The organism is Streptomyces sp. Ag82_O1-12 (assembly GCF_900182715.1).
In the GTDB taxonomy this organism is placed as follows: Bacteria; Actinomycetota; Actinomycetes; order Streptomycetales; family Streptomycetaceae; genus Streptomyces; species Streptomyces massasporeus.
In genome coordinates, this window is sequence record NZ_FXUW01000001.1 from 278,033 (window position 1) to 297,154 (window position 19,122).

Here is a 19,122-nt window from a genome sequence, read left to right on the forward strand (position 1 = left end):
CGGATGGCGAAGTACTACGACGTGCACCCCGACAACCCCCAGCCCCGCACCATCGGCCAGATCGCCGACAGCATCCGTGCCGACGCTCTTGTCGCCTACCCCACGGACTCCTGCTACGCACTGGGCTGCCGCCTGGGCAGCCGGGACGGCATCGACCGGATCCGTACGATCCGCAAGCTGGACGACCGGCACCACTTCACCCTGGTGTGCCAGGACTTCGCGCAGCTCGGCCAGTTCGTGCGGATCGACAACGACGTGTTCCGCGCGATCAAGGCGTCGACGCCCGGCAGCTACACGTTCATCCTGCCCGCGACGAAGGAGGTGCCGCGCATGCTGCAGCACCCCAAGAAGAAGACGGTCGGCGTGCGCATCCCCGACCATGTCGTCACCCAGGCCCTGCTCGCGGAGCTCGGTGAGCCGCTGCTGTCCAGCACCCTGCTGCTGCCGGGCGAGGAGGAGCCGATGACGCAGGGCTGGGAGATCAAGGACCTGCTCGACCACGTGCTGGACGGGGTGGTCGACTCCGGTGACTGCGGTACCGAGCCGACGACGGTCGTCGACTTCTCCGGCGGGGAGGCCGAGATCGTGCGGCGCGGCGCGGGAGACGCCTCACGGTTCGAGTAGACGGTAAAGCGGGAACCAAGGGTCGTTCACGGTTCAACCACGTGCCGGGGGTGGGCGAAATGCCCCCGGAACGGCCGTGCCACGATGAGCATGATCCGCCCGGTCACGCACGCGGACGGGTTCCTGGCCCCCACCCCCGCAGAGAGGCAGCCCAGCCATGACCGCCGTACAGGGAACCGTCGTCGACATCCCCACCGCGGACGGCACCGCCGACGCGTATCTGGCCCACCCCGACGACGGGGCCGCCCACCCGGCGGTCCTGGTCTTCATGGACGCCTTCGGACTGCGCCCGCAGCTGCGGTCCATGGCCGACCGGCTGGCCGCCGAGGGCTACACGGTGCTGGTGCCGAACGTGTTCCACCGGCACGGCCGCGCCCCGCTGTTCGACCTGCCCGAGTTCATCGACCCGGGGGCGCGCCCGGAGATTTTCCAGCGCATCGCCCCGGTCATGCAGGCCCTGACGCCCGACCTGGCGATGCGGGACGCCGGCGCGTATCTGGGCTGGCTGGACGGGCATCCGGCCGTGGCCGAGGGCCCGGTCGCGCTGTCCGGCTACTGCATGGGCGCCCGCCTCTCGCTGCGCACCGCCGGTACCTACCCGGAGCGGGTCGCCGCCGCGGCCGGATTCCACGGCGGGCGGCTGGCCACGGACACCCCGGACAGCCCGCACCTGGTGGCCGGCAAGGTCACCGCCGAGCTGTACTTCGGCCACGCCGACCAGGACCCCTCCCTGCCCGAGGAGCAGATCGAGCGCCTGGAGGACACCCTGACGGCCGCCGGCGTCCGTCACCGGTGCGAGGTGTACACGGGCGCGCCCCACGGTTTCACGCAGGCCGACACCGCGTCGTACCACCAGGAGGGCGACGAGCGGCACTGGTCGGCGCTGCTCGACCTGCTGAAGCGCACATTCTGACGCCAATCGGCCTCCCGAAAACGCGCGTTGACGGCCTACCGACGGTAAGGGCTTGCTTTCCCGTGATCCCTGCGCGTAGACCTTGCTGAAACCAGCCAGGACTCTGGGGGGAGTTGGCTCATGGACGGCACGGTCGACGGGTTCCGCTACGGCGCGGTGACCCCGGTGGCGGCCTATCTGATGGCCTGTTTGGGAGGGGCGCTGGGGCTGCGGTGCGTCGTGCGCTCGCTGTTCAACGCGCAGTCGTCGAAGGCGGGCTGGCTGGCGTTAGGCGCCGCCTCCATCGGATGCGGCATCTGGACGATGCACTTCATCGCCATGATCGGCTTCCATGTGGAGGAAACCCGGGTCCGGTACGACGCGGCCACGACGGTGCTCAGTCTCGTCGTGGCCGTCGTCGTGGTGGGCGTCGGCGTGTTCATCGTCGGTCACCGCGGCACGGGCGGCATCACGCTGGCGGTCGCCGGCGCGATCACCGGACTGGGCGTGGCGGGCATGCACTACCTGGGCATGGCGGCGATGCGGCTGAACGGCGAGGTCGGCTACGACCCGGTCGGTGTCGCGCTGTCCGTGCTGATCGCCGTCGGCGCCGCGACCGCCGCGCTGTGGTCGGCCGTCACCATCCGCGGCTTCCTGACCAGCCTCGGGGCGAGCCTGGTCATGGGCGTGGCGGTGTCCGGGATGCACTACACGGGCATGGCCGCCGTCAGCGTCCATGTGCACGACTCGACCGGCGGGACATGGGCGGGCGACTCACCCACCTCCCTGCTGCTGCCGATGCTGCTGGGGCCGGTGGTCTTCCTGCTGCTGGCCGGGGTCGTGGTGATGTTCGATCCCCTGCTGGTGCTGGGCGAGCGGTCGCCGGCGCCCCGGCCGGACGCCCCCGCCGCCAACTCGGCGACCTCGAACCGCCCTTCGTGGCGCGCGTCGGCCTCGTCCGTACGCAAGCGGTGAGCGGCCCGCCCGCGGACGGGCCTGGCTCGATTGTTACGGTGCACCGGTGTCTGACTCCTCACGCGATACCGCCGAAGGCGCCGGCTGGGGTACCAGCGAACGGGGCGCGTACCGGCGGTTGATGCCGCCGAAGACCGAGAAGATCTCCTGGCTGGATCCGAAGATGCTGTGGGTCGCGCGCAACGGCGTGCTGGCCTCGTGGTTCGGGGATCCGACGGGCCGGACGCGCAGCCGGTGGGTGGCGCAGCGGGCGGCTTGCGGCGCACCGGCCGACAAGGTGATCCGGCGCGACGACCCGGACCGGTTCTCGTTCCTCGTGATCGGCGACACCGGTGAGGGCGACGACCCGCAGTACGCCGTCGTGCCGGGCTTGCTGAAGACCGGTCAGGACACCCGGTTCGCCGTGCTGGCCAGCGACGTGATCTACCCGGTGGGCAGCGCGGACGACTACGACGCCAAGTTCTTCCGCCCGTACCAGGACTACCGGGCGCCGATCTACGCGATACCCGGCAACCACGACTGGTACGAGGACCTCGGCGGCTTCATGCGCGTCTTCTGCGACGATGCGCCGCCCCTGCCGCCCGAGCACCGGCCGCGCCCGTTCACCCGGGCCTGGCTGCGCTCGCTGCTGTGGCACCGGCCGCGCCCGGACGCGGGGCGACACCTCGCCGAGGTACGTACCTTGCGCTCCGCTCCGGAGCAACAGGCCGTCCAGCCGGGCCCGTACTGGGCGATCGACGCCGGTCCGGTGCGGATCATCGGCATCGACACGGGTCTGCTCGGCACCCTCGACGCCGAGCAGGGCGCCTGGCTGCGTGAGGTCTCCCGGGGGCCCCGCCCGAAGATCCTGGTCACCGGCTCACCCCTGTACGTGGACGGCCGGCGCGAGCCCTGCGCCATCGAAGGGGGCGGCACCGTCGACGACATCGTCCGCGACCCGGACCACCATTATGTGGCGGCGATCGGCGGCGACATCCACAACTACCAGCGCTACCCGGTGCGGCTGGACGACGGACGCACGCTCCAGTACGTCGTCGCGGGCGGGGGCGGCGCGTTCATGCACGCCACCCACACGATCCCCCGGGTCAACGCCGCGGGCGTCTCCGAGCAGGACTTCCGCTGTTACCCGCTGCGCGGCGACTCCCTGGCCTTCTACAGCCGCCTCTACGGCCGGCGGCTGCGGATGCGCCGCTTCTTCACGCTCACCGAGGCCGAGGCGACGGCCGTGATCGCCGAGCGCCTCGGGATCAAGCCCACCCGCGTTCCGGGCGCCCCGGCCCGTGTCACCCGGCGCGTCCGCCTGGTCGCCGGACTGCTCGGCACCGGCCGCCGCCCCGACAAGGCCAGGCGGTTCCGGCTGCCGGTGCGGAAGATCTACACGTCGCTGTTCTCGCCGAGTTCGGCGACGTACAGCCCGCCGTTCTTCAAGTGCTTCCTGCGTCTGGACGTCTCTCCGGAGTCGGTCCGGCTGCGCTGCCACGCCGCCACCGGCAACCGCGCCCAGGAAGTCGCCCCGCCGGTCGAGGACGAGGTGACGATCCCGCTGCGCTGACCGGGCGGAGCGGGAACAGGAGGGGCCACCGTCCGGGTCGCCCAACGACCGCCCCGCTCGTTTGTGCGAAGGCACGGTCGAAACCGCCGGAGTCGACGACTGCCAGGACATACTCCGGCTCACGCACTTCCATCAGGCCCCCCTGCATCGCCACGGCGCCGGTCACGTCACGTCACGCGAGTGCCCTCGCGGTCTTCGAGGGCGCTGATGGCGGTTGCGGTGAGGCTGTGCGTGATGTGACCTCGCATCAGCTGAGCGGCTTCGGCGGAGCGGCCGTCCACGATGAGGGAGACGAGTTGGTGGTGTTCCTGTAGATCCCGGGTGCGGGGTTCGTCACCGGGCGGGAGTTCGAGGCCGAGGCGCCGGTAGCGGTCGGACTTGTCCCACAGGTCGTCCAGGAGCCGGATGAGGACGTCGTTGTGCGAGGCCCGGTACACCGCCTGGTGGAAGGCGCGGTGGGCCGTGAGTGCCTCTTCCCCCCATTGGCGGGTGACGGGGAGGAGCTTGTCGACGGCGGCCTGCATGGTGGCGATGTCGTCGTCGGTCCGTCGCTGGGCGGCGAGTTCGGCGGCGGTCGGGTCCAGGGACAGACGGACCTCGAAGAGCTGGCGGGCCTCGTTCGAGTTCATGACGGAGACCCGGACGTCGCGGTGGGTGTCGACGGTGACGAGTCCCTCGCTGCTGAGGCGGCGGATGGCCTCGCGCAGGGGCGTGATGCTCATGTTGAGGGACTCGGCGAGGTCGTACTGGGCGAGCCGTGACCCGGCATGCTCAGCGAGCCGATCGAGGCGGTGGACAACGGCCAGGTGGAGAGCGTGTACACCGCCGAGCTGCTCGGCCGCCCCGTGGTCAAGGCATGGAACGCCGCCCTGGCAGAGACCCAGCGGACCAAGGGTGTTCCGTCCGGAACACCCGGCCGCCTCGCCATCCCCGTCGCCGGCGACTTCGAGGAGGCGCGGCGTGTGGCCATGCAGCTGGTGGACGACACCGGCTTCGACCCCTACGACGCCGGCACGCTGGCCGACTCCTGGCGCCAGCAGCCCAACAGCCCCGCCTACTGCACCGAACTGACCCTCGCCGAACTGCCGGCAGCCCTGGCCGCGGCCGACCGCGTCAAGGACGCGGCCATCCGCGACAGCCTCCCGGAACGCTTCGCCGCCCTCCCGGCCCACCCCACCGTCGACGACGTCGTCGAGATGAACCGCGCCGCCCACCGCTGATACACCCGACGCGGCTTTCGTGCACCCAACGGCACGAGGGCGGCAGCGCTGGGCGCCACGAACACACAAAGACGAACACAAAGAGCACACAGTCCCCCCACGCCGCAGCCTCGGCACCCCGCTGCCTGTGAACATCCGCAAGCCTGCAAGCACCCGCACGAGTGCATCTCGCGTCAGGCCTTCACTTCGGCTGCCACCTCGCACGGCCTGCCGTACCGCGCCGTGCCGCGGCCGCCGTGGCGGCGACTGCGCGCCATGGAGAGGAATCACCTTGCCCGCCACCACATCAGCCTTCACCGAGATCGCACACTCCCGACGCTCTCCCCGGCAGTTCCTGCCCACCGCCCTGTCCCCTTCGGACATCCGCGGCGTGCTGGAAGACGCACAGACGGCGCCCTCGAACAGCAACACCCAGCCGTGGTCGGTGCACGTCGTCTCGGGTGCGGTGCGAGACGCCCTGGCCGAAGAGCTGCTCCGGGCCGAAGAGGAAGGGCGGACCTCCCCGGATTTCACCGACGGCTACGGCGACGGCCTCTACCTCGAGCGCTCGCAGGCCCTGGGCGCACGTGTCTACCGGGCCCGGGGCGTCGAGCGCTCGGACCGGGACGGCCGGAGGGCGGCGGTGCGCGAGAACCTGGAGTTCTACGGCGCTCCCCACGCCGCCTTCCTCTTCATGCCGGCACTCGGCGACGGGGTACGGACGGCCGGCGACATCGGCATGTACGCGCAGAACTTCCTGCTCTCGCTGGCGGCCCGGGGACTGGCCGGCATCCCGCAGACCGTACTCGGCGTCTACGCCGACACCGTCCGCGAATTTCTGGGTGTGCCCGCGGAGCTCAAGCTGCTGTTCGGCATCTCCTTCGGCATGGCTGACCCGGCGGCACCCGTGAACACGCTCCGCACAGAGCGGGTTCCGCTGCACCGGAGCGTGGTCCTGCACGACACACCCGGAGTCCTCGACAGGCCGTAGTTCCTGCGCCCGCGGACCCCATCCAGTGCTGTGCTCGGGTTTGGGGCCGACCCTCGGTCGGCCCCAAACCCGGGTATCCTCACGGCCTTTGACAACCCAGAAGAAGCCTCCGCCCCCGAGGGGGCAAGTGGAGGTGTTCTCCCCTTAAAAAGGGGGTCCGTTCCGGGCAAGGAGTCACACGTGAAGATCGGTATTCTCGGCACCGGGAACATCGGCAAAACGTTGATCAGTCGGTTGAGCGCGGCCGGGCACGAGGTGAAGGCGGCCAATTCGCGCGGCCCGGAGACGATCGGGGCGGACGTGCCGGCCTCGGGCGGACGCGCGGTGACCGCGGCGGAAGCCGTAGTGGACGTCGACGCCGTGATCCTCTCCCTTCCCTTCGACCGCATTCCGCAGGTCACACCACTGATCGCCCCGTGAGAGGCTCTCGCATCTCGCGGCACCCCACCGGAGACTGGTCTGGCACCCGGGCAGGTAGACCTCCCCGTCAGGTCACCAGTGGCCCGGAGAGGTCCCGGTGATCGGCTCCGACGCCGTGCCGTCCACCCCGACGGGCACATCCCCCGCGAGCATCACCCGGTGCATGATGCGCGGATGGTCGAGCTGGGACGTGTCGCCCGGGGCCAGATGCATCGTGGCGCGGTTGTCCCAGAACGCCACGCTGCCCGGCTCCCAGCGGAAGCGGACCGTGTACTCGGGCCGAACCGCCTGCTCCAGCAGCATCTCCAGGATCGCGGCACTCTCGGGCCGGGAGAGGCCGGCGATCTGCTCGACGTAGTAGCCGTTGACGTACAAAATCCGCTCCCCCGTCTCCGGATGGACGCGCACCAGGGGGTGCAGGGAGGCGACCTGACGGTCGAGCAGGTGGCGGACGTACGCGTCGTCGCCCGGCCGCGGCTGATAACCGACGCCGAGGCGGTGTTCGGCACGCAGTCCGTCGACGAACCGCCGCAGCGGCGCGGAGAGTCCGGCGTACGCCGCCGCCAGGTTCGACCAAGTGGTGTCGCCGCCGTAGGGCGGTACGGTCTCGGCGCGCAGGATCGTCGCGGCGGGCGGGTCGACGCGGGCGCCGTGGTCGCAGTGCCAGCCGCGCAGCAGGGTGTGACGGCGGCGCCGCAGCCACTCGTCGTGCTCCATGCCGAACCGTCCGCCCAGCTCCAGCCGGTCGGCGGTCGTCTCGATCCCGGGGAAGTCCGGGGGCGAGGCCTTGCCCCGCCGGGGCAGCTCCACGATCTCGCCGAACCGGCGCGCGAACGCCATGTGCCCGGCGTGGTCCAGCCGTTGCCCCCGGAAGAAGACCACCTTCCACCGCAGCACCGCCGCCCGGATCGCGGCGACCACGGCGTCGTCGAGATCCCCGGCCAGATCGACCCCGCCGATCTCGGCCCCGATGTACCCGGCGGCCGGTTTCACCTCCAACCCGGCCTTCCGCGCCGCCTCGTCCGTCATCCCGCTGTCCGTCGTCATGAGCGCTCCGCTGGTCGTGGGCGTGGTCCGGCCTTCCCGAAGATCGTGACAGCGATCTCAGCCGAGGGCGACCATGCCTCAGCGTTCCGGGCCTGCGCCCTGACCGCCCTGCGCCCTGCGCCCCGCGCCCTGGCCGACCTAAACCCTGAACTCGCGGATCACGGTGTTCCGGAACACCGCCTTCCCCTCGACCGTGAAGAGCGCCAGCCCCGTGTCGACCAGGTAGGGGAAGGCCGCCGACGAGTGCACGTACCGGCCGTCGTCCACGAACATCTCCACGGAGGTGCGGTCGACCAGGACACGCAGTCGCACCGCCCGCCGGCCCGGGTCGAACGGGCTGTGGCTCTCCTGCCACCTGCCCGTCATGTCGGGCGACACGGTGGGGCGGCGGTTGAGGTAGGCGTAGTCGCGGTGGACACCCGCGTCGATGTGCCGGACGCCGTCCGGGGAGCGCCGCAGTTGCACCCCCGCACCCGTGAGCTGGTCCCAGGTGATCTCGCAGGTCAGCTCGTAGGCGGTGCCCCGGTAGTCGAGCAGACGCGTGCCCTCGACCTCCAGGTCGCCCAGCGTCACCGTGCGCGAGACGTACCCGTCGAGCGCGGCGACCGGCCGGGACGCCAGGAAGTACCTGCCGTCACCCCCGCGCTTCAGCGTGATCTCGCGGACGATCGAGTCGGTGCCGTTGAAGCCGTCGCTGTCGATCGTGGGCGTGATGTGGGCGTAGTCCCAGTTGTTCAGCCACCCGATCGCGTAGCGGGTCCCCTCGTCGGGGGTGCCGTCGGTGCCGCGCTTGTCGAAGGTCACCGCCCCGTACCAGTCCCAGCCGTAGTCGAGCCACTGGGGATCGGTCGTGTCGGCGGTGAAGGCACTGCCGTCGAAGGAGCCCGTCCAGTACGCGTACGTGTTGGGCAGCCCGGCCCCCTTGCCGTTGGCGCTGACCCCGAGCACCCACTTCGGCGTGCCGTCCCCGGCGCGGATCCGGAACAGGTCGGGGCACTCCAGCACGCCGATACCGCCCTTGACGAACCCGCTCACGTACGTCCAGGTCTTGAGGTCGGCGGAGTGGTAGAAGCCCACCTTGTCGTTCTCGGCGAGGGTCATCACCCACCGGTCGCGTTCCTCGTCGCGGATCACCTTCGGGTCGCGGAAGTCGCGCACACCGGGGTTGGGCAGCACCGGGTCGGTGCCGTGCGGGGTGAAGGTGCGGCCGCCGTCGGTGGAGTAGTACAGGTACTGCGCCTGGTCGGCGGGGCCGTCGTGCGGTGACATCGTGGCCAGCACGACGACCGCTCCCGCCCCGAAGCCTGCCGTGTCGTGCGTGTCCACCACCGCGGACCCCGACCAGACGTCGCCGCCCGGCGTGGTGTCCTTGGGCACGGCGATCCCCCCGTCCGTGAAGGAGACCAGGTCGGTGCTCGTGGCCAGGCGCCAGGCGGTGCCGACCTCACCGGCGAGGTAGTCGGCGTTGTGGAGGTAGTAGTAGTGATAGCTGCCGTCGATCCAGACCGGCCTCTGCGGGTCGTTCTTCCACTGCTCGGGGACGGTGAAGTGGTACCCGGCGCGGTAGCTCGCGCGGGCCGTCCGGGGCCCGGCCGCCGCCGGACCCGCCGTCGGCAGCAGAGCGCCGGCCGCGCCCACGGCCGACCCGGCGAACAGAGCTCTCCTGGTGATCCCTCGCATCACACACCTCGTCCCTCTCCTCGGAAACTGCGGCTCATGGGATCAGGACTTTCGGACCTAACTCGTTAAAGGTCAAGCGCCCGCGCGCCTTGACAGGACCCTTCCGCACTCACATCATCTGGGGCATCAACCCACGGCTAACACGAGTTAGGCCCCACACACGATGACCGACTCGCACCTCACCCGCCGCTCTCTGCTGCGGTACGGCGCCTATGGCGCGGGCGCCGCCGCCCTGGCCGGCACCGCCGCGAGCTGGGACCGGCTCACCGGAGCCGACATCCCCGGCCGGGACGACGGCTCCCTCGTCGTCGCCACGCTGGGCCCCGCCTACGGGCCGGAGGCCATCCGCACGCTCCGCGAGGGCTTCGCCGAGCTGCACCCCGACATCAAGCTCCGGATCAACGCGGTCCAGGCCGTCGACTGGTCGGACTTCTTCGCGAAGATCCTCACTCAGGTCGCCGCGGGCACCGCCCCCGACCTCGTCTACGTCGCCACCGAGGGCGTGCAGCTGTTCGCGCAGCGGCTCGGGGTGGCCCTGGACAAGTGGGTGAAGCGGGACGCGGCCGAACTGAAGGAGTACTTCACCGACGTCCACCCCTCGCTGGTGGAGTCGATGATGTACGAGGGCAGCCTCTACCAGCTGCCGGTGGAGTTCAACGCGGCCGACATGTACTTCAACCGCCAGGTACTGCGCCGGGCGGGGGCGAACTTCCCGCCGGCCGACTGGACCCGTGACGACTTCACGGCACTGCTGCGGGACATGAAGAAGTCGAGCGGCGCCCGCTTCACGCCGTACTTCTGGACCAACCGGCTCTGGGGCGGTGTGGTGCCCTGGCTGTTCGCGAACGACACGAACCTGCTCACCGAGTCCAAGGCACCCGGCGGCGACTGGCTGTGGGACGGCTTCTATCCGGCCGGGCAGCGCAAGGGCCGCGGCGGGGGCTTCCGCTGGACGACGCCGCAGGCCACGCACGACCGGGTGGAGGAGGTCTACGACTACCTCGCCTCCCTGATCCAGGACGGCCTGTGCACCCGCCCCGAGGGCGGCAACGGCCAGAACCTCATCGGCGTGTTCTCCACCGGCCGGGTCGGCGTCACCCCGGCGGGCGGCTTCTGGGCGGGCGGACTGCACCTGGCCGGGATGGAGCGGGACGGGTTCGACGTGCAGTACTTCCCGCGCTGGCGCACCCAGCGCATGCAGTACGGCGCGGCGGGCTACGCGCTGCTGCGCACCTCGAAGATGCAGGACGAGGCGTGGGAGTTCATCAAGTACGCCGCCCGCAAGGACACCCTGGAGCGGCTGTTCGCCACGAACCAGACGACCCCGGCCCGCCGCTCGCTGCTGACCGCCGGCCGCTACGCGAAGACCGGCCCGGTCCACTGGCCGGTCTTCTACGACACCCTCGACCGGTTCCCGGACACGGGACCCATCCCGGCGCCGCCGCAGGTCGCCGAGGTCGAGCAGGTGCTGCTGAAGCACACCGGCACGGCCCTGGCCTCCGCGCGTTCGGTGCGTCCCGCGCTGCGCCGGATGCAGGGCGATCTGGAGAAGGCCATGGAGCGTGACGTATGACGAACACCCAGATACCGCCCGCGCGGGCCGAACGCCCCGCGGCCCCGCCCGTCCCGGCGCCGAAGGGCCCCTCGGCCCGTGACCGCGGCACCCGGCTGCTGGCCACACTGTTCCTGACCCCGACGATCGTCGGCATCGTGGTCTTCACGGTCGTGCCCATCGTCGGCTCGGTGATCCTGAGTCTCTTCCACTGGAACGTCATCGACTCGCCCTCCTACGCCGGGCTCTCCAACTACGGCGAGGTGTTCGGCGACGAGACCGTGCTGGTCTCCTTCCGCAACACGCTGGTGTTCATGGTGTTCGCGGTGGCCCTGCAACTGTTCGTCGCGCTGGCCCTCGCGCTGACGCTCAACGGGCGGATGCCGATGTGGCTGCGGTCGGTGTTCCGCTCGGCGTTCTTCTTCCCGCTGGTGCTGTCCGCCGCGTCGATCTCGGTGGTGATGAAGTACCTGTTCAACCAGGACTTCGGGGTGATCAACTGGGCGCTCGGCTTCGTCGGGATCGCGCCGGTGCCGTGGCTGACGTCGGAGAACGCGGCGATGGTGACGGTGGTCCTGGTCTACGTCTGGCAGCAGTTCGGCTTCTCGTTCCTGCTGTTCGTCGGCGGGCTGAACAACATTCCGAAGGAGATCCACGAGGCGGCCGCCCTCGACGGCGCGACGGGCCTGCGCAAGCACCTGACCGTCACGCTGCCGCTGCTCTCGCCGACGCTGCTGGTCGCCTCGGTCGTCGGCATCATCAACGCCCTCCAGGTCTTCGAGCAGCCGTACGTCCTGACCAACGGAGGCCCCGGCGACTCCACCCGCACGGTCGTGATGGTCATCTACGAGACGGCGTTCGAGCAGCTGCGCTTCGGCGAGGCGTCCGCGGTGGGTGTGCTGCTGTTCGTGCTGATCATGGCGGTCACCGCCCTCCAGTTCCGGCTCAGCCGGCGTTTCGTCCACTACCAGTGAGCCGGGTGAGTCCTCCCATGAGCCAAGCAACCCTCTCCTCCAGCCGTGTGCGGCACGGGCTGGCGCCGTGGGCGCGGATCGCCGGCCTGGCCGTGTGCGCGCTGCTCACCCTCGGCCCGGTGGTGTGGACGGTGTCCACCTCGCTGCGCACCCCGGCCGAGGCCTTCGACCTCCCGCCGCAGCTCATCCCGTCGAACCCCTCCACCGAGGCCTACCGCGGGGTCTTCGACCAGATCGACGTCTGGCTGCTGGCGTTGAACTCCACGCTGGTCACGGCCCTGATCGCCGTCGGCCAGATGATCACGGCGGGCCTGGCCGGATACGCCTTCGCCCGGCTGGAGTTCCGCTTCAAGAAGCCGCTGTTCGGCCTGGTGCTGGCGACGATGATGGTGCCGTTGCAGGTCACCATCGTGCCGGTGTTCCTGGTGCTGAAGTCGATGAGCCTGACCGACACCCTGCTCGGGCTGATCATCCCGGCCTTCCCGACCGCGTTCGGCACGTTCCTGATGCGCCAGTACTTCCTCGGCATGCCCAAGGACCTGGGCGAGGCGGCGATGCTGGACGGGGCCGGGCCCTGGCGGACCTTCCGGTCGGTGTACGCCCCGCTGGCCGCGCCCGGCCTCGCGATCGTCGGCGTCCTGGCCTTCAACTACCACTGGAACGAGTTCTTCCGCCCGCTGATCCTCGAGACGTCGGGCCAGAACTACACGTTGCCGCTGGGGCTGGTCTCCCTCCAGGGCAACCTCGGCACCGGCTCCATCTCCGTGGTGCTCGCCGGTGTCGTCCTCTCCATGATCCCCGCTGTCGCCGTGTTCGTCGTCGGCCAGCGCCCTCTGCGCGAGGGCATCACGTCCGCAGGAGTCAACCGTTGAGCCTCGCCGCTCCCCCGCACGACCCGCACGCCCCGCGTTTCCGGGTCCGCCCGCCCGCCAACTGGATGAACGACCCCAACGGTCCCTTCCGCTGGCGCGGCCGCCATCACCTGTTCTACCAGCACAACCCGGACGCCCCGGTGCACGCCAACGTCCACTGGGGCCATGCCTCCAGCGTCGACCTCGCGCACTGGGAGCACCATCCGATCGCGCTCACCCCCACCCCGGGCGGCCCGGACGAGGCGGGCTGCTGGTCGGGGTGCGTGGTCGACGACGGGGGCGTGCCGACGGCCGTCTACACCGGGGTCGACCGCGATCACACCGGGCTCGGCACGATCTGTCTGGCCCGGGCGGCGGACCCGGACGATCCCGCGCTGACCGAGTGGAGGCCCCGGCCCGTCCCGGTGGTCACGGGCCCGCCCGAGGGTCTGGACGTGGTGATGTTCCGCGACCCGTTCGTCTTCCGGCACGAGGGCCGGCGCTGGGCGCTGGTCGGCGCGGGGCACGCCGACGGCACCCCGTCGGTCCTCCTCTACGACTGCGACGACCTCACCGACTGGCGGTTCGCGGGCGTGCTCCTGGACGGACACGACCCGGTCGTCCGGGCCACGTTCGGCGGCCGGGCCACCGGCTGGGAGTGCCCGCAGCTGTACGCCGCGCGGGACGGCGCGTGGGTGCTGGTGGTGTCCCTGTGGGACGGCCACCCGTGGACCACGGGCTACCTCACGGGCCGCCTGGACACGGACCTGCGCTTCACCTCCCGCACGGGCGGCCTGCTCGACCACGGCCGTGACTTCTACGCCCCCGCCGTGCTCCAGGAACCGGACCGGGCCCTGATGTGGGGCTGGTCGTGGGAGGCCCGCGAGCAGGGCGAGGCCGACTGGGCCGGTGTCCTCACCGCTCCCCGTGTCGTCGACGTCCATCCCGACGGGGCCCTGCGGGTGTTCCCGGCGCCGGAGCTGCGCCGGCTGCGGGCCGCCGAGCCGTTCGTCACCGCCCCGGGCCGGGCCGCGCTGCCGGCGGCCTACGACCTGACGGTCAGCGCCCGCGCCCGCACCACGGTCGGTCTGCTGAGGTCGGCCGCGGGCGACGAGCTGACGGTCTGCCTGGACCCGGACGCGGGCACGGTGACACTGAACCGGGGCGGCTGGCCCCGCGAGGAGGCGGCGGCACCGGTCGTCGTCCCGGTGCCGCCGGGCGAGGACCTCACCCTGCGCGTCCTCGTGGACGGCTCGCTGTACGAACTGTTCGTGGGCGACCGGGCCACGGTCACCGAGCGCGTCTACGAACGCGCGGACGACATCAGGGAGTTGAGCGTGACGCCCGGTGCGTCCGTCACCGGATGGGCGCTGGTCCCACCGACGAACGGCTGATCACCGGGCAGGCCAGGCGCCGCACCGTGGCGGGCGGCGTCCGGCCGGTGGCGAGGGAGTCGAGGAGCAGCCGCGCGGCGGCCTCCCCCATCGCCCGGTGGGGCAGCGCGACCGTGGTGAGGGGCGGCGCGAGGTGGGCTGCCATGTGCTCCTGGTCGTCGTAGCCCACCACCGACAGGTCGCCGGGGACGGTGATGCCGAGCCGGGTCGCTGCGTGCAGGACGCCCGCCGCGACCCGGTCGTTGTAGGCGAAGATCCCGGTGGGCCTGAGCTCGGGTGCGGCGTCGTCGAGGAGGCGTGTGGCGCCCTCGTAGCCGGCGGAGATCTCTCCTCCGGTGCGGACCACCCAGTCGCGCGGCACGGTGATGCCCTCGGCGCGCAGCGCGTCGCGGAAGCCGCGCAGCCGCTCCACCGAGGCGATGTCGTCCTGCCCGCCGACGAGCGCGACCCGCCGGTGCCCCTGTTCCAGGAGCAGCCGGGCCGCCGTACGGCCGCCGGCGCGCTCGGCGGGGATGACGGCGGGCAGCGAGTCGTCCTCCGGCAGGCAGTTGGCGAGGACGGAGAGGGTGCGGTGCAGGCCCTCGGGGACACGGACGCTGCGCAGCGACATGGCGGCGTAGATGATGCCGTCGACGCGCCGGTCGAGGAGTTCGGCGACCGCGGCGTCCTCCTTGTCCGGGTCGCCGCCGGAGTCGATGGTGAGGACCAGGTGCTCGCCCGCCCAGGCCGTGTCCATGGCGCCGCGCAGCAGCCGTCCGGCGAACGGGGAGGAGGCGATCTCGTCGGTGACCAGGCCGATCACGGCCGTACGGCTGCGGCGCAGGCCGCGGGCGACGGGGTCGGGCCGGTAGCCCAGCTGGGTGGCGGCCTGCCGGATGCGTTCCTGGGTCGCGGGCGAGAGGTTGCCGGCGGCCCGGCCGTTGAACACGAAGGACACGGCGGTGTGCGACACGCCGGCGAGCCGTGCGACGTCCCGCGAGGTGGGTCGTCCCGATCCCGTCGCCGGCTTCTCCTCGGCGCTGCCCATGCCGTCCGCCGCCTTCATCCCCCACCCGTCCGGTTGATCATTGCTCACCCTATCCGTGACGCTGGAGGGACGACACAGTCAAGGGGAAGGTCCGACGGTGATCAGCATCCCGACACACACGCTCCATGACGGTACGGCGCTCCCCGCCCTGGGCCTGGGCACCTGGCCGCTCGGCGACGACGAGGCGCAGCAGGCGGTGCTCTCGGCCCTGGAGGCCGGCTACCGCCTGATCGACACGGCGACGAACTACCGCAACGAGACGGGAGTCGGCCGCGGTGTGGCCTCCGGCGTGGTGCCGCGCGAGGAGGTCGTCGTGACGACGAAACTCCCGGGCCGGCACCACGGCTACGAGGAGACCCTCGCGTCGTTCGAGGAGTCGCGGGCCCGCCTGGGCCTGGAGTACGTCGACCTGTACCTGATCCACTGGCCGCTGCCGCGCGTGGACCGGTACGTCGACTCCTGGAAGGCCATGATCAAGCTGCGCGAGGAGGGGCTCGTCCGGTCGATCGGCGTCTCCAACTTCACGGCCGGCCACATCGAGCGGCTGGAGAAGGAGACGGGGGTGCTGCCCTCGGTCAACCAGATCGAGCTGCACCCGCTGCTGCCGCAGGAGGAGCTGCGCGCCTTCCACGCGGGCAAGGGCATCGTCACCGAGAGCTGGAGCCCGCTGGGGCGGGGCACGGACCTGCTGGAGGATCCCGCCGTGGCGCGGATCGCCGAGGCGCACGGGGTGTCGCCGGGGCAGGTCGTGCTGCGCTGGCACACGCAGCTGGGCGCGGTACCGATCCCCAAGTCGGCGAACCCCGAGCGGCAGCGCGCCAACCTCGACGTCTTCGGCTTCGAGCTGAGCGAGGACGAGATGCGGGCCGTCGCGGACAGGCGGCAGCGGAGGGTCGGCGGGGACCCCGAGGTGCACGAGGAGTTCTGACGGGTACCCGGGCGCCGGCGAGGCGGGAAGGAGCCGCAGGTGGCTGACCGGGACCGGCTGCGGGACTACCGCGGCAAGCGCGATTTCGACCGGAGCGGCGAGCCCCGGGGACGCGGTGCGTCCGCCGGCGACGGGCCGCGGTTCGTGGTGCAGATCCACGACGCGAGCACGGTGCACTTCGACTTCCGGTTGCAGGTGGACGGCGTGCTGAAGTCCTGGTCGGTCCCGAAGGGCCCCTCGGCCGACCCGAAGGACAAGCGGCTCGCCGTGCCGACGGAGGACCATCCGCTGGAGTACGAGGAGTTCGAGGGCGTGATCCCCCGTGGCGAGTACGGCGCCGGCACGGTGATCGTCTGGGACCACGGCACGTACGAACCGCTGAGCCACGACCGCAAGGGCCGGCCCGTCGACTTCGCGGAGTCGCTGGAGCGCGGTCACGCCACGTTCCGGCTGAGCGGTTCCAAGCTGCGCGGCGAGTACGCCCTGACCCGGTTCCGCAGCGGTCAGGGCGGCGACGGTGAGGAGGCCTGGCTGCTGGTGAAGCGGACCGGGGGCGGGACCCGTGCGCACGGGGCTCCCGATCCCCGCCGGGCCCGCTCGGCCACGTCCGGCCGCACGCTCGCCCAGGTCGCCTCGGACGCGTCCGGAGAGTGAGCCGGCCGGTCAGAACAGCGGTGTGAGCGACTGTTCGCACCAGATCGTCTTGCCCCGGGTGGTCTGCCGGCTGCCCCAGCGCTGGGTGAGCTGGGCGACCAGCAGCAGACCGCGGCCGCCCTCGTCGTCCTGGTGGGCCCGTCGCAGGTGCGGGGAGGTCGAACTGCCGTCGGACACCTCGCAGATGAGGGTCTGGTCCCGGATCAGACGGAGCTGGATGGGCGGGGCACCGTACCGGATGGCGTTGGTGACCAGTTCGCTGACGACGAGTTCGGTGACGAAGGCCGTCTCGTCCATGCCCCACGCGGCGAGCTGGTCGGTGGCGGCCTGCCGGGTCGCGGCCACCTCCGCGGGGTCGGGGGAAACGTCCCAGGTGGCGACCTGGTCGGCGCCCAGGGCCCGGGTCCGGGCCAGCAGCAGGGCCACGTCGTCGCTGGGCTCCTCCGGCAGGACGGCCTTCAGTACGGTGTCGCACAGGGCGTCCAGCGAGTCGGCGGGCACGGTCAGGGCGCGGCACAGCTCGTCGGTGGCGTGGTCGACGTCGCGGTCGCGGTCCTCGACGAGTCCGTCGGTGTAGAGGGCGACGACGGAGCCCTCGGGCAGTTGGAGCTCCGTCGCCTCGAACGGCAGACCTCCCACGCCCAGCGGGGGGCCTGCGCTCATGGGGATCAGCCGGGCGGATCCGTCGGGCAGCACCAGGGCGGGTGCGGGGTGCCCGGCGGCGGCCAGGTTCAGCCGGCGTGTGACGGGGTCGTAGACGGCGTAGAGGCAGGTCGCGCCGAGTTCGGCGACCTCGTCGCCCTGGTCGTCCGAGGCGAGATGGGTGACCAGGTCGTCGAGGTGGGTGAGGAGCTCGTCGGGCGGGAGGTCCACGTCGGCGAGGGTGCGGACGGCCGTGACCAGCCGGCCCATGGTGGCCGTGGAGGGGATGCCGTGCCCCACGACGTCCCCGACGACCAGCGCGACGCGGCTGCCGGACAGCGGGATGACGTCGAACCAGTCGCCGCCGATGCCGGCCGCCGATCCGGAGGGCAGATAGCGGTGGGCCACCTGGACGGCGGCCTGGCCGGGCAGACCCCTGGGCAGCAGGCTGTGCTGGAGGGCGAGGGCGGTGGTGCGCTCGCGGGCGAACCGGCGGGCGTTGTCGACACAGACCGCGGCCCGGCTGGCGAGTTCCTCGGCGAACACGGCGTCGTCCGCGCCATAGTCGTCGGCCTGCGCCACGCGGACGGCTACGGCGACACCCAGCGTGGTGCCGCGGGCCCGCAGCGGTACGGCCAGCATCGAATGGGCGCCTTCGCGGTAGGGCCGTCCCTTCGGGGCGCGGGAATTGCGTTCGGCGACCCAGCGCATGAACGCCGGCTCTCCTGCCTGGCTGAGGATGGCCCCGCCTTCCCGCATGGCCCGGGCGATCGGCGAGAACGGGGTGTAGACGTCGACTTCTCCCAGATGCACGGCCGCCTCGGGGGTGCCCTCGGTGACGGAGCCGTGCGCGACCCGCCTGAGGGCGATCTCGTCGGCCGGCACCGTCGGCTGCTCGTCCGCGCCGAGCACCCAGTCGAACAAATCCACGCTCGCGAAGTCCGCGAAGCGGGGCACCACGACCCCGATGAGCTCCTCGGCCGTGCGCACCACGTCAAGGGTGGTGCCGATGGCGGCCGCGGCCTCGTTGAGCAGGGCCAGCCGCTGGCGGGCCCAGTACTGCTCGGTGCTGTCGAACGCGGCCAGGGCGGTGCCGACGAGCTCGCCGGCGGCATTCCGCACCGGCCACATCTCGGTGACCCAGGCGTGCTCCCGGTTCAGGGCCGGCGCACCGGTGTAGCTCTCGTAGCGCACCGGCCGGCCCGTCTCCACGACATGCCTGAGATGCCAGTTGAAGCCACGCATGTGCTCGGCCTCTCCCACGGTCTCCGGGAAGTGCCGGCCGAGCAGGGTCTCCTCGGGCACGCCCATCACATGGCAGGCGGCCTCGTTGAGCCGCAGGTAGCGCTGGCCGGTGTCGAAGACGGACATCGACATGGACGCCTGCTGGAAGGCGAGGCCCGCGAGGGACGTCTCCCCGTGGCCGGGCGACGCGGCGGTGATCACGTACCCGCCCGACTCCCCGTCCGGGCCCGTCACGGCGCACGCTCTGACGCGGAGCCCGACGAGATAGCCGTCGCGGTGCCGCACCATGACGGTGCCCGACCGCGCGGACACCGCCTCGGGCGGCACGGCCTCGGCGAGCAGCTCCCGCACGGCACGGCCCAAGGCCTCATGGGCCGGATAGCCGGTCAGCCGCCGGGCTCCCTCGCTCCACCCCGTCAGAATGCCGCGGGCGTCGATGATCGCAGCAGCGGAGGCGTCCTCCATTCGTCCAGGA

At 71.6% G+C, this 19,122-nt stretch carries 18 protein-coding genes; 13 read left to right on the plus strand and 5 right to left on the minus strand.

Annotation, left to right across the window (positions count from 1 at the left end):
• The first annotated feature begins 3 nt into the window (after nucleotides 1-3).
• The 4 genes from QOL88_RS01380 (at nucleotide 4) to QOL88_RS01395 (ending at nucleotide 4,043) form a co-directional block, all read left to right on the plus strand.
• Nucleotides 4-624 carry an L-threonylcarbamoyladenylate synthase gene (locus QOL88_RS01380; RefSeq protein WP_179878735.1) on the plus strand — a complete coding sequence of 207 codons (621 nt, stop codon included), beginning with the start codon at nucleotides 4-6 and terminating at the stop codon, nucleotides 622-624.
• A gap of 157 nt (nucleotides 625-781) precedes the next feature.
• Nucleotides 782-1,537 carry a dienelactone hydrolase family protein gene (locus QOL88_RS01385; protein ID WP_097214694.1) on the plus strand — a complete coding sequence of 252 codons (756 nt, stop codon included), beginning with the start codon at nucleotides 782-784 and terminating at the stop codon, nucleotides 1,535-1,537.
• Nucleotides 1,538-1,657: 120 nt separating this feature from the next.
• Complete coding sequence (locus QOL88_RS01390; protein ID WP_097214695.1) at nucleotides 1,658-2,491, plus strand: MHYT domain-containing protein; 834 nt, start codon at nucleotides 1,658-1,660, stop codon at nucleotides 2,489-2,491.
• A gap of 46 nt (nucleotides 2,492-2,537) precedes the next feature.
• The gene (locus QOL88_RS01395) at nucleotides 2,538-4,043 is read left to right on the plus strand and encodes a metallophosphoesterase family protein (RefSeq protein ID WP_097214696.1); all 1,506 of its coding nucleotides are present in this window, start codon (nucleotides 2,538-2,540) and stop codon (nucleotides 4,041-4,043) included.
• Nucleotides 4,044-4,210: 167 nt separating this feature from the next.
• On the opposite strand, the gene QOL88_RS01400 is transcribed toward QOL88_RS01395, so the two are convergent.
• The gene (locus QOL88_RS01400; protein ID WP_257027373.1) at nucleotides 4,211-4,765 is read right to left on the minus strand and encodes a GntR family transcriptional regulator; all 555 of its coding nucleotides are present in this window, start codon (nucleotides 4,763-4,765) and stop codon (nucleotides 4,211-4,213) included.
• A gap of 45 nt (nucleotides 4,766-4,810) precedes the next feature.
• Between QOL88_RS01400 and QOL88_RS01405 the strand changes: the two genes are divergently transcribed.
• The 3 genes from QOL88_RS01405 (at nucleotide 4,811) to QOL88_RS01415 (ending at nucleotide 6,653) form a co-directional block, all read left to right on the plus strand.
• Nucleotides 4,811-5,263 carry an NADPH-dependent F420 reductase gene (locus QOL88_RS01405; protein WP_257027374.1) on the plus strand — a complete coding sequence of 151 codons (453 nt, stop codon included), beginning with the start codon at nucleotides 4,811-4,813 and terminating at the stop codon, nucleotides 5,261-5,263.
• A 271-nt stretch (nucleotides 5,264-5,534) separates the two neighbouring features.
• A complete protein-coding gene (locus QOL88_RS01410; RefSeq protein ID WP_097214697.1) occupies nucleotides 5,535-6,233 on the plus strand; it encodes a nitroreductase in 699 nt (232 codons plus the stop codon).
• A 180-nt stretch (nucleotides 6,234-6,413) separates the two neighbouring features.
• The gene (locus tag QOL88_RS01415; protein WP_097214698.1) at nucleotides 6,414-6,653 is read left to right on the plus strand and encodes an NAD(P)-binding domain-containing protein; all 240 of its coding nucleotides are present in this window, start codon (nucleotides 6,414-6,416) and stop codon (nucleotides 6,651-6,653) included.
• A 72-nt stretch (nucleotides 6,654-6,725) separates the two neighbouring features.
• Here QOL88_RS01415 and QOL88_RS01420 read toward each other — a convergent pair whose 3' ends face one another.
• Both QOL88_RS01420 and QOL88_RS01425 read right to left on the minus strand, forming a co-directional pair.
• Nucleotides 6,726-7,700 (minus strand): TauD/TfdA dioxygenase family protein, encoded by a 975-nt coding sequence (locus tag QOL88_RS01420; protein WP_097214699.1) that lies wholly within the window; start codon nucleotides 7,698-7,700, stop codon nucleotides 6,726-6,728.
• 138 nt (nucleotides 7,701-7,838) lie between these two features.
• On the minus strand, nucleotides 7,839-9,380 hold the full coding sequence (locus QOL88_RS01425) for a glycoside hydrolase family 32 protein (protein ID WP_097214700.1): 1,542 nt from the start codon (nucleotides 9,378-9,380) through the stop codon (nucleotides 7,839-7,841).
• A gap of 163 nt (nucleotides 9,381-9,543) precedes the next feature.
• Between QOL88_RS01425 and QOL88_RS01430 the strand changes: the two genes are divergently transcribed.
• From QOL88_RS01430 to QOL88_RS01445, 4 genes are read left to right on the plus strand one after another with little or no spacing between them, the layout of a single operon-like run.
• Nucleotides 9,544-10,953, plus strand: a complete 1,410-nt coding sequence (locus QOL88_RS01430; RefSeq protein ID WP_097214701.1) for an extracellular solute-binding protein — start codon at nucleotides 9,544-9,546, stop codon at nucleotides 10,951-10,953.
• Entirely contained in the window at nucleotides 10,950-11,906 is a 957-nt protein-coding gene (locus tag QOL88_RS01435) for a carbohydrate ABC transporter permease (RefSeq protein ID WP_097214702.1), read from the plus strand. Before QOL88_RS01430 ends, QOL88_RS01435 begins: the two co-directional genes overlap by 4 nt.
• A gap of 17 nt (nucleotides 11,907-11,923) precedes the next feature.
• Nucleotides 11,924-12,778: a carbohydrate ABC transporter permease gene (locus QOL88_RS01440; RefSeq protein ID WP_030853770.1), complete on the plus strand. Its 855-nt coding sequence runs from the start codon at nucleotides 11,924-11,926 to the stop codon at nucleotides 12,776-12,778.
• A complete protein-coding gene (locus tag QOL88_RS01445) occupies nucleotides 12,775-14,151 on the plus strand; it encodes a glycoside hydrolase family 32 protein (protein WP_097214703.1) in 1,377 nt (458 codons plus the stop codon). The genes QOL88_RS01440 and QOL88_RS01445 overlap by 4 nt, the downstream gene beginning before the upstream one ends.
• On the opposite strand, the gene QOL88_RS01450 is transcribed toward QOL88_RS01445, so the two are convergent.
• Nucleotides 14,114-15,178 (minus strand): LacI family DNA-binding transcriptional regulator, encoded by a 1,065-nt coding sequence (locus tag QOL88_RS01450; RefSeq protein ID WP_097222798.1) that lies wholly within the window; start codon nucleotides 15,176-15,178, stop codon nucleotides 14,114-14,116. The two genes, QOL88_RS01445 and QOL88_RS01450, sit on opposite strands and share 38 nt — an antisense overlap.
• 97 nt (nucleotides 15,179-15,275) lie before the next feature.
• On the opposite strand from QOL88_RS01450, the gene QOL88_RS01455 reads away from it, so the two are divergent.
• Together QOL88_RS01455 and QOL88_RS01460 are read left to right on the plus strand one after the other, a co-directional pair.
• Nucleotides 15,276-16,106, plus strand: coding sequence for an aldo/keto reductase (locus QOL88_RS01455; RefSeq protein WP_097214704.1), 831 nt, complete (start codon nucleotides 15,276-15,278; stop codon nucleotides 16,104-16,106).
• 39 nt (nucleotides 16,107-16,145) lie between these two features.
• A complete protein-coding gene (locus tag QOL88_RS01460) occupies nucleotides 16,146-16,760 on the plus strand; it encodes a DNA polymerase ligase N-terminal domain-containing protein (protein ID WP_097214705.1) in 615 nt (204 codons plus the stop codon).
• A gap of 9 nt (nucleotides 16,761-16,769) precedes the next feature.
• On the opposite strand, the gene QOL88_RS01465 is transcribed toward QOL88_RS01460, so the two are convergent.
• Complete coding sequence (locus QOL88_RS01465; protein ID WP_097214706.1) at nucleotides 16,770-19,112, minus strand: ATP-binding SpoIIE family protein phosphatase; 2,343 nt, start codon at nucleotides 19,110-19,112, stop codon at nucleotides 16,770-16,772.
• Between the last annotated feature and the right edge of the window lie 10 nt (nucleotides 19,113-19,122).

Coding starts and splice junctions, on each gene's coding strand:
- QOL88_RS01380 (WP_179878735.1), top strand. CDS start 4: ATGGCGAAGTACTACGACGTGCACCCCGACAACCCCCAGCCCCGCACC.
- QOL88_RS01385 (WP_097214694.1), top strand. CDS start 782: ATGACCGCCGTACAGGGAACCGTCGTCGACATCCCCACCGCGGACGGC.
- QOL88_RS01390 (WP_097214695.1), top strand. CDS start 1,658: ATGGACGGCACGGTCGACGGGTTCCGCTACGGCGCGGTGACCCCGGTG.
- QOL88_RS01400 (WP_257027373.1), bottom strand. CDS start 4,765: ATGAGCATCACGCCCCTGCGCGAGGCCATCCGCCGCCTCAGCAGCGAG.
- QOL88_RS01405 (WP_257027374.1), top strand. CDS start 4,811: ATGCTCAGCGAGCCGATCGAGGCGGTGGACAACGGCCAGGTGGAGAGC.
- QOL88_RS01420 (WP_097214699.1), bottom strand. CDS start 7,700: ATGACGACGGACAGCGGGATGACGGACGAGGCGGCGCGGAAGGCCGGG.
- QOL88_RS01425 (WP_097214700.1), bottom strand. CDS start 9,380: ATGCGAGGGATCACCAGGAGAGCTCTGTTCGCCGGGTCGGCCGTGGGC.
- QOL88_RS01430 (WP_097214701.1), top strand. CDS start 9,544: ATGACCGACTCGCACCTCACCCGCCGCTCTCTGCTGCGGTACGGCGCC.
- QOL88_RS01435 (WP_097214702.1), top strand. CDS start 10,950: ATGACGAACACCCAGATACCGCCCGCGCGGGCCGAACGCCCCGCGGCC.
- QOL88_RS01440 (WP_030853770.1), top strand. CDS start 11,924: ATGAGCCAAGCAACCCTCTCCTCCAGCCGTGTGCGGCACGGGCTGGCG.
- QOL88_RS01450 (WP_097222798.1), bottom strand. CDS start 15,178: ATGGGCAGCGCCGAGGAGAAGCCGGCGACGGGATCGGGACGACCCACC.
- QOL88_RS01465 (WP_097214706.1), bottom strand. CDS start 19,112: ATGGAGGACGCCTCCGCTGCTGCGATCATCGACGCCCGCGGCATTCTG.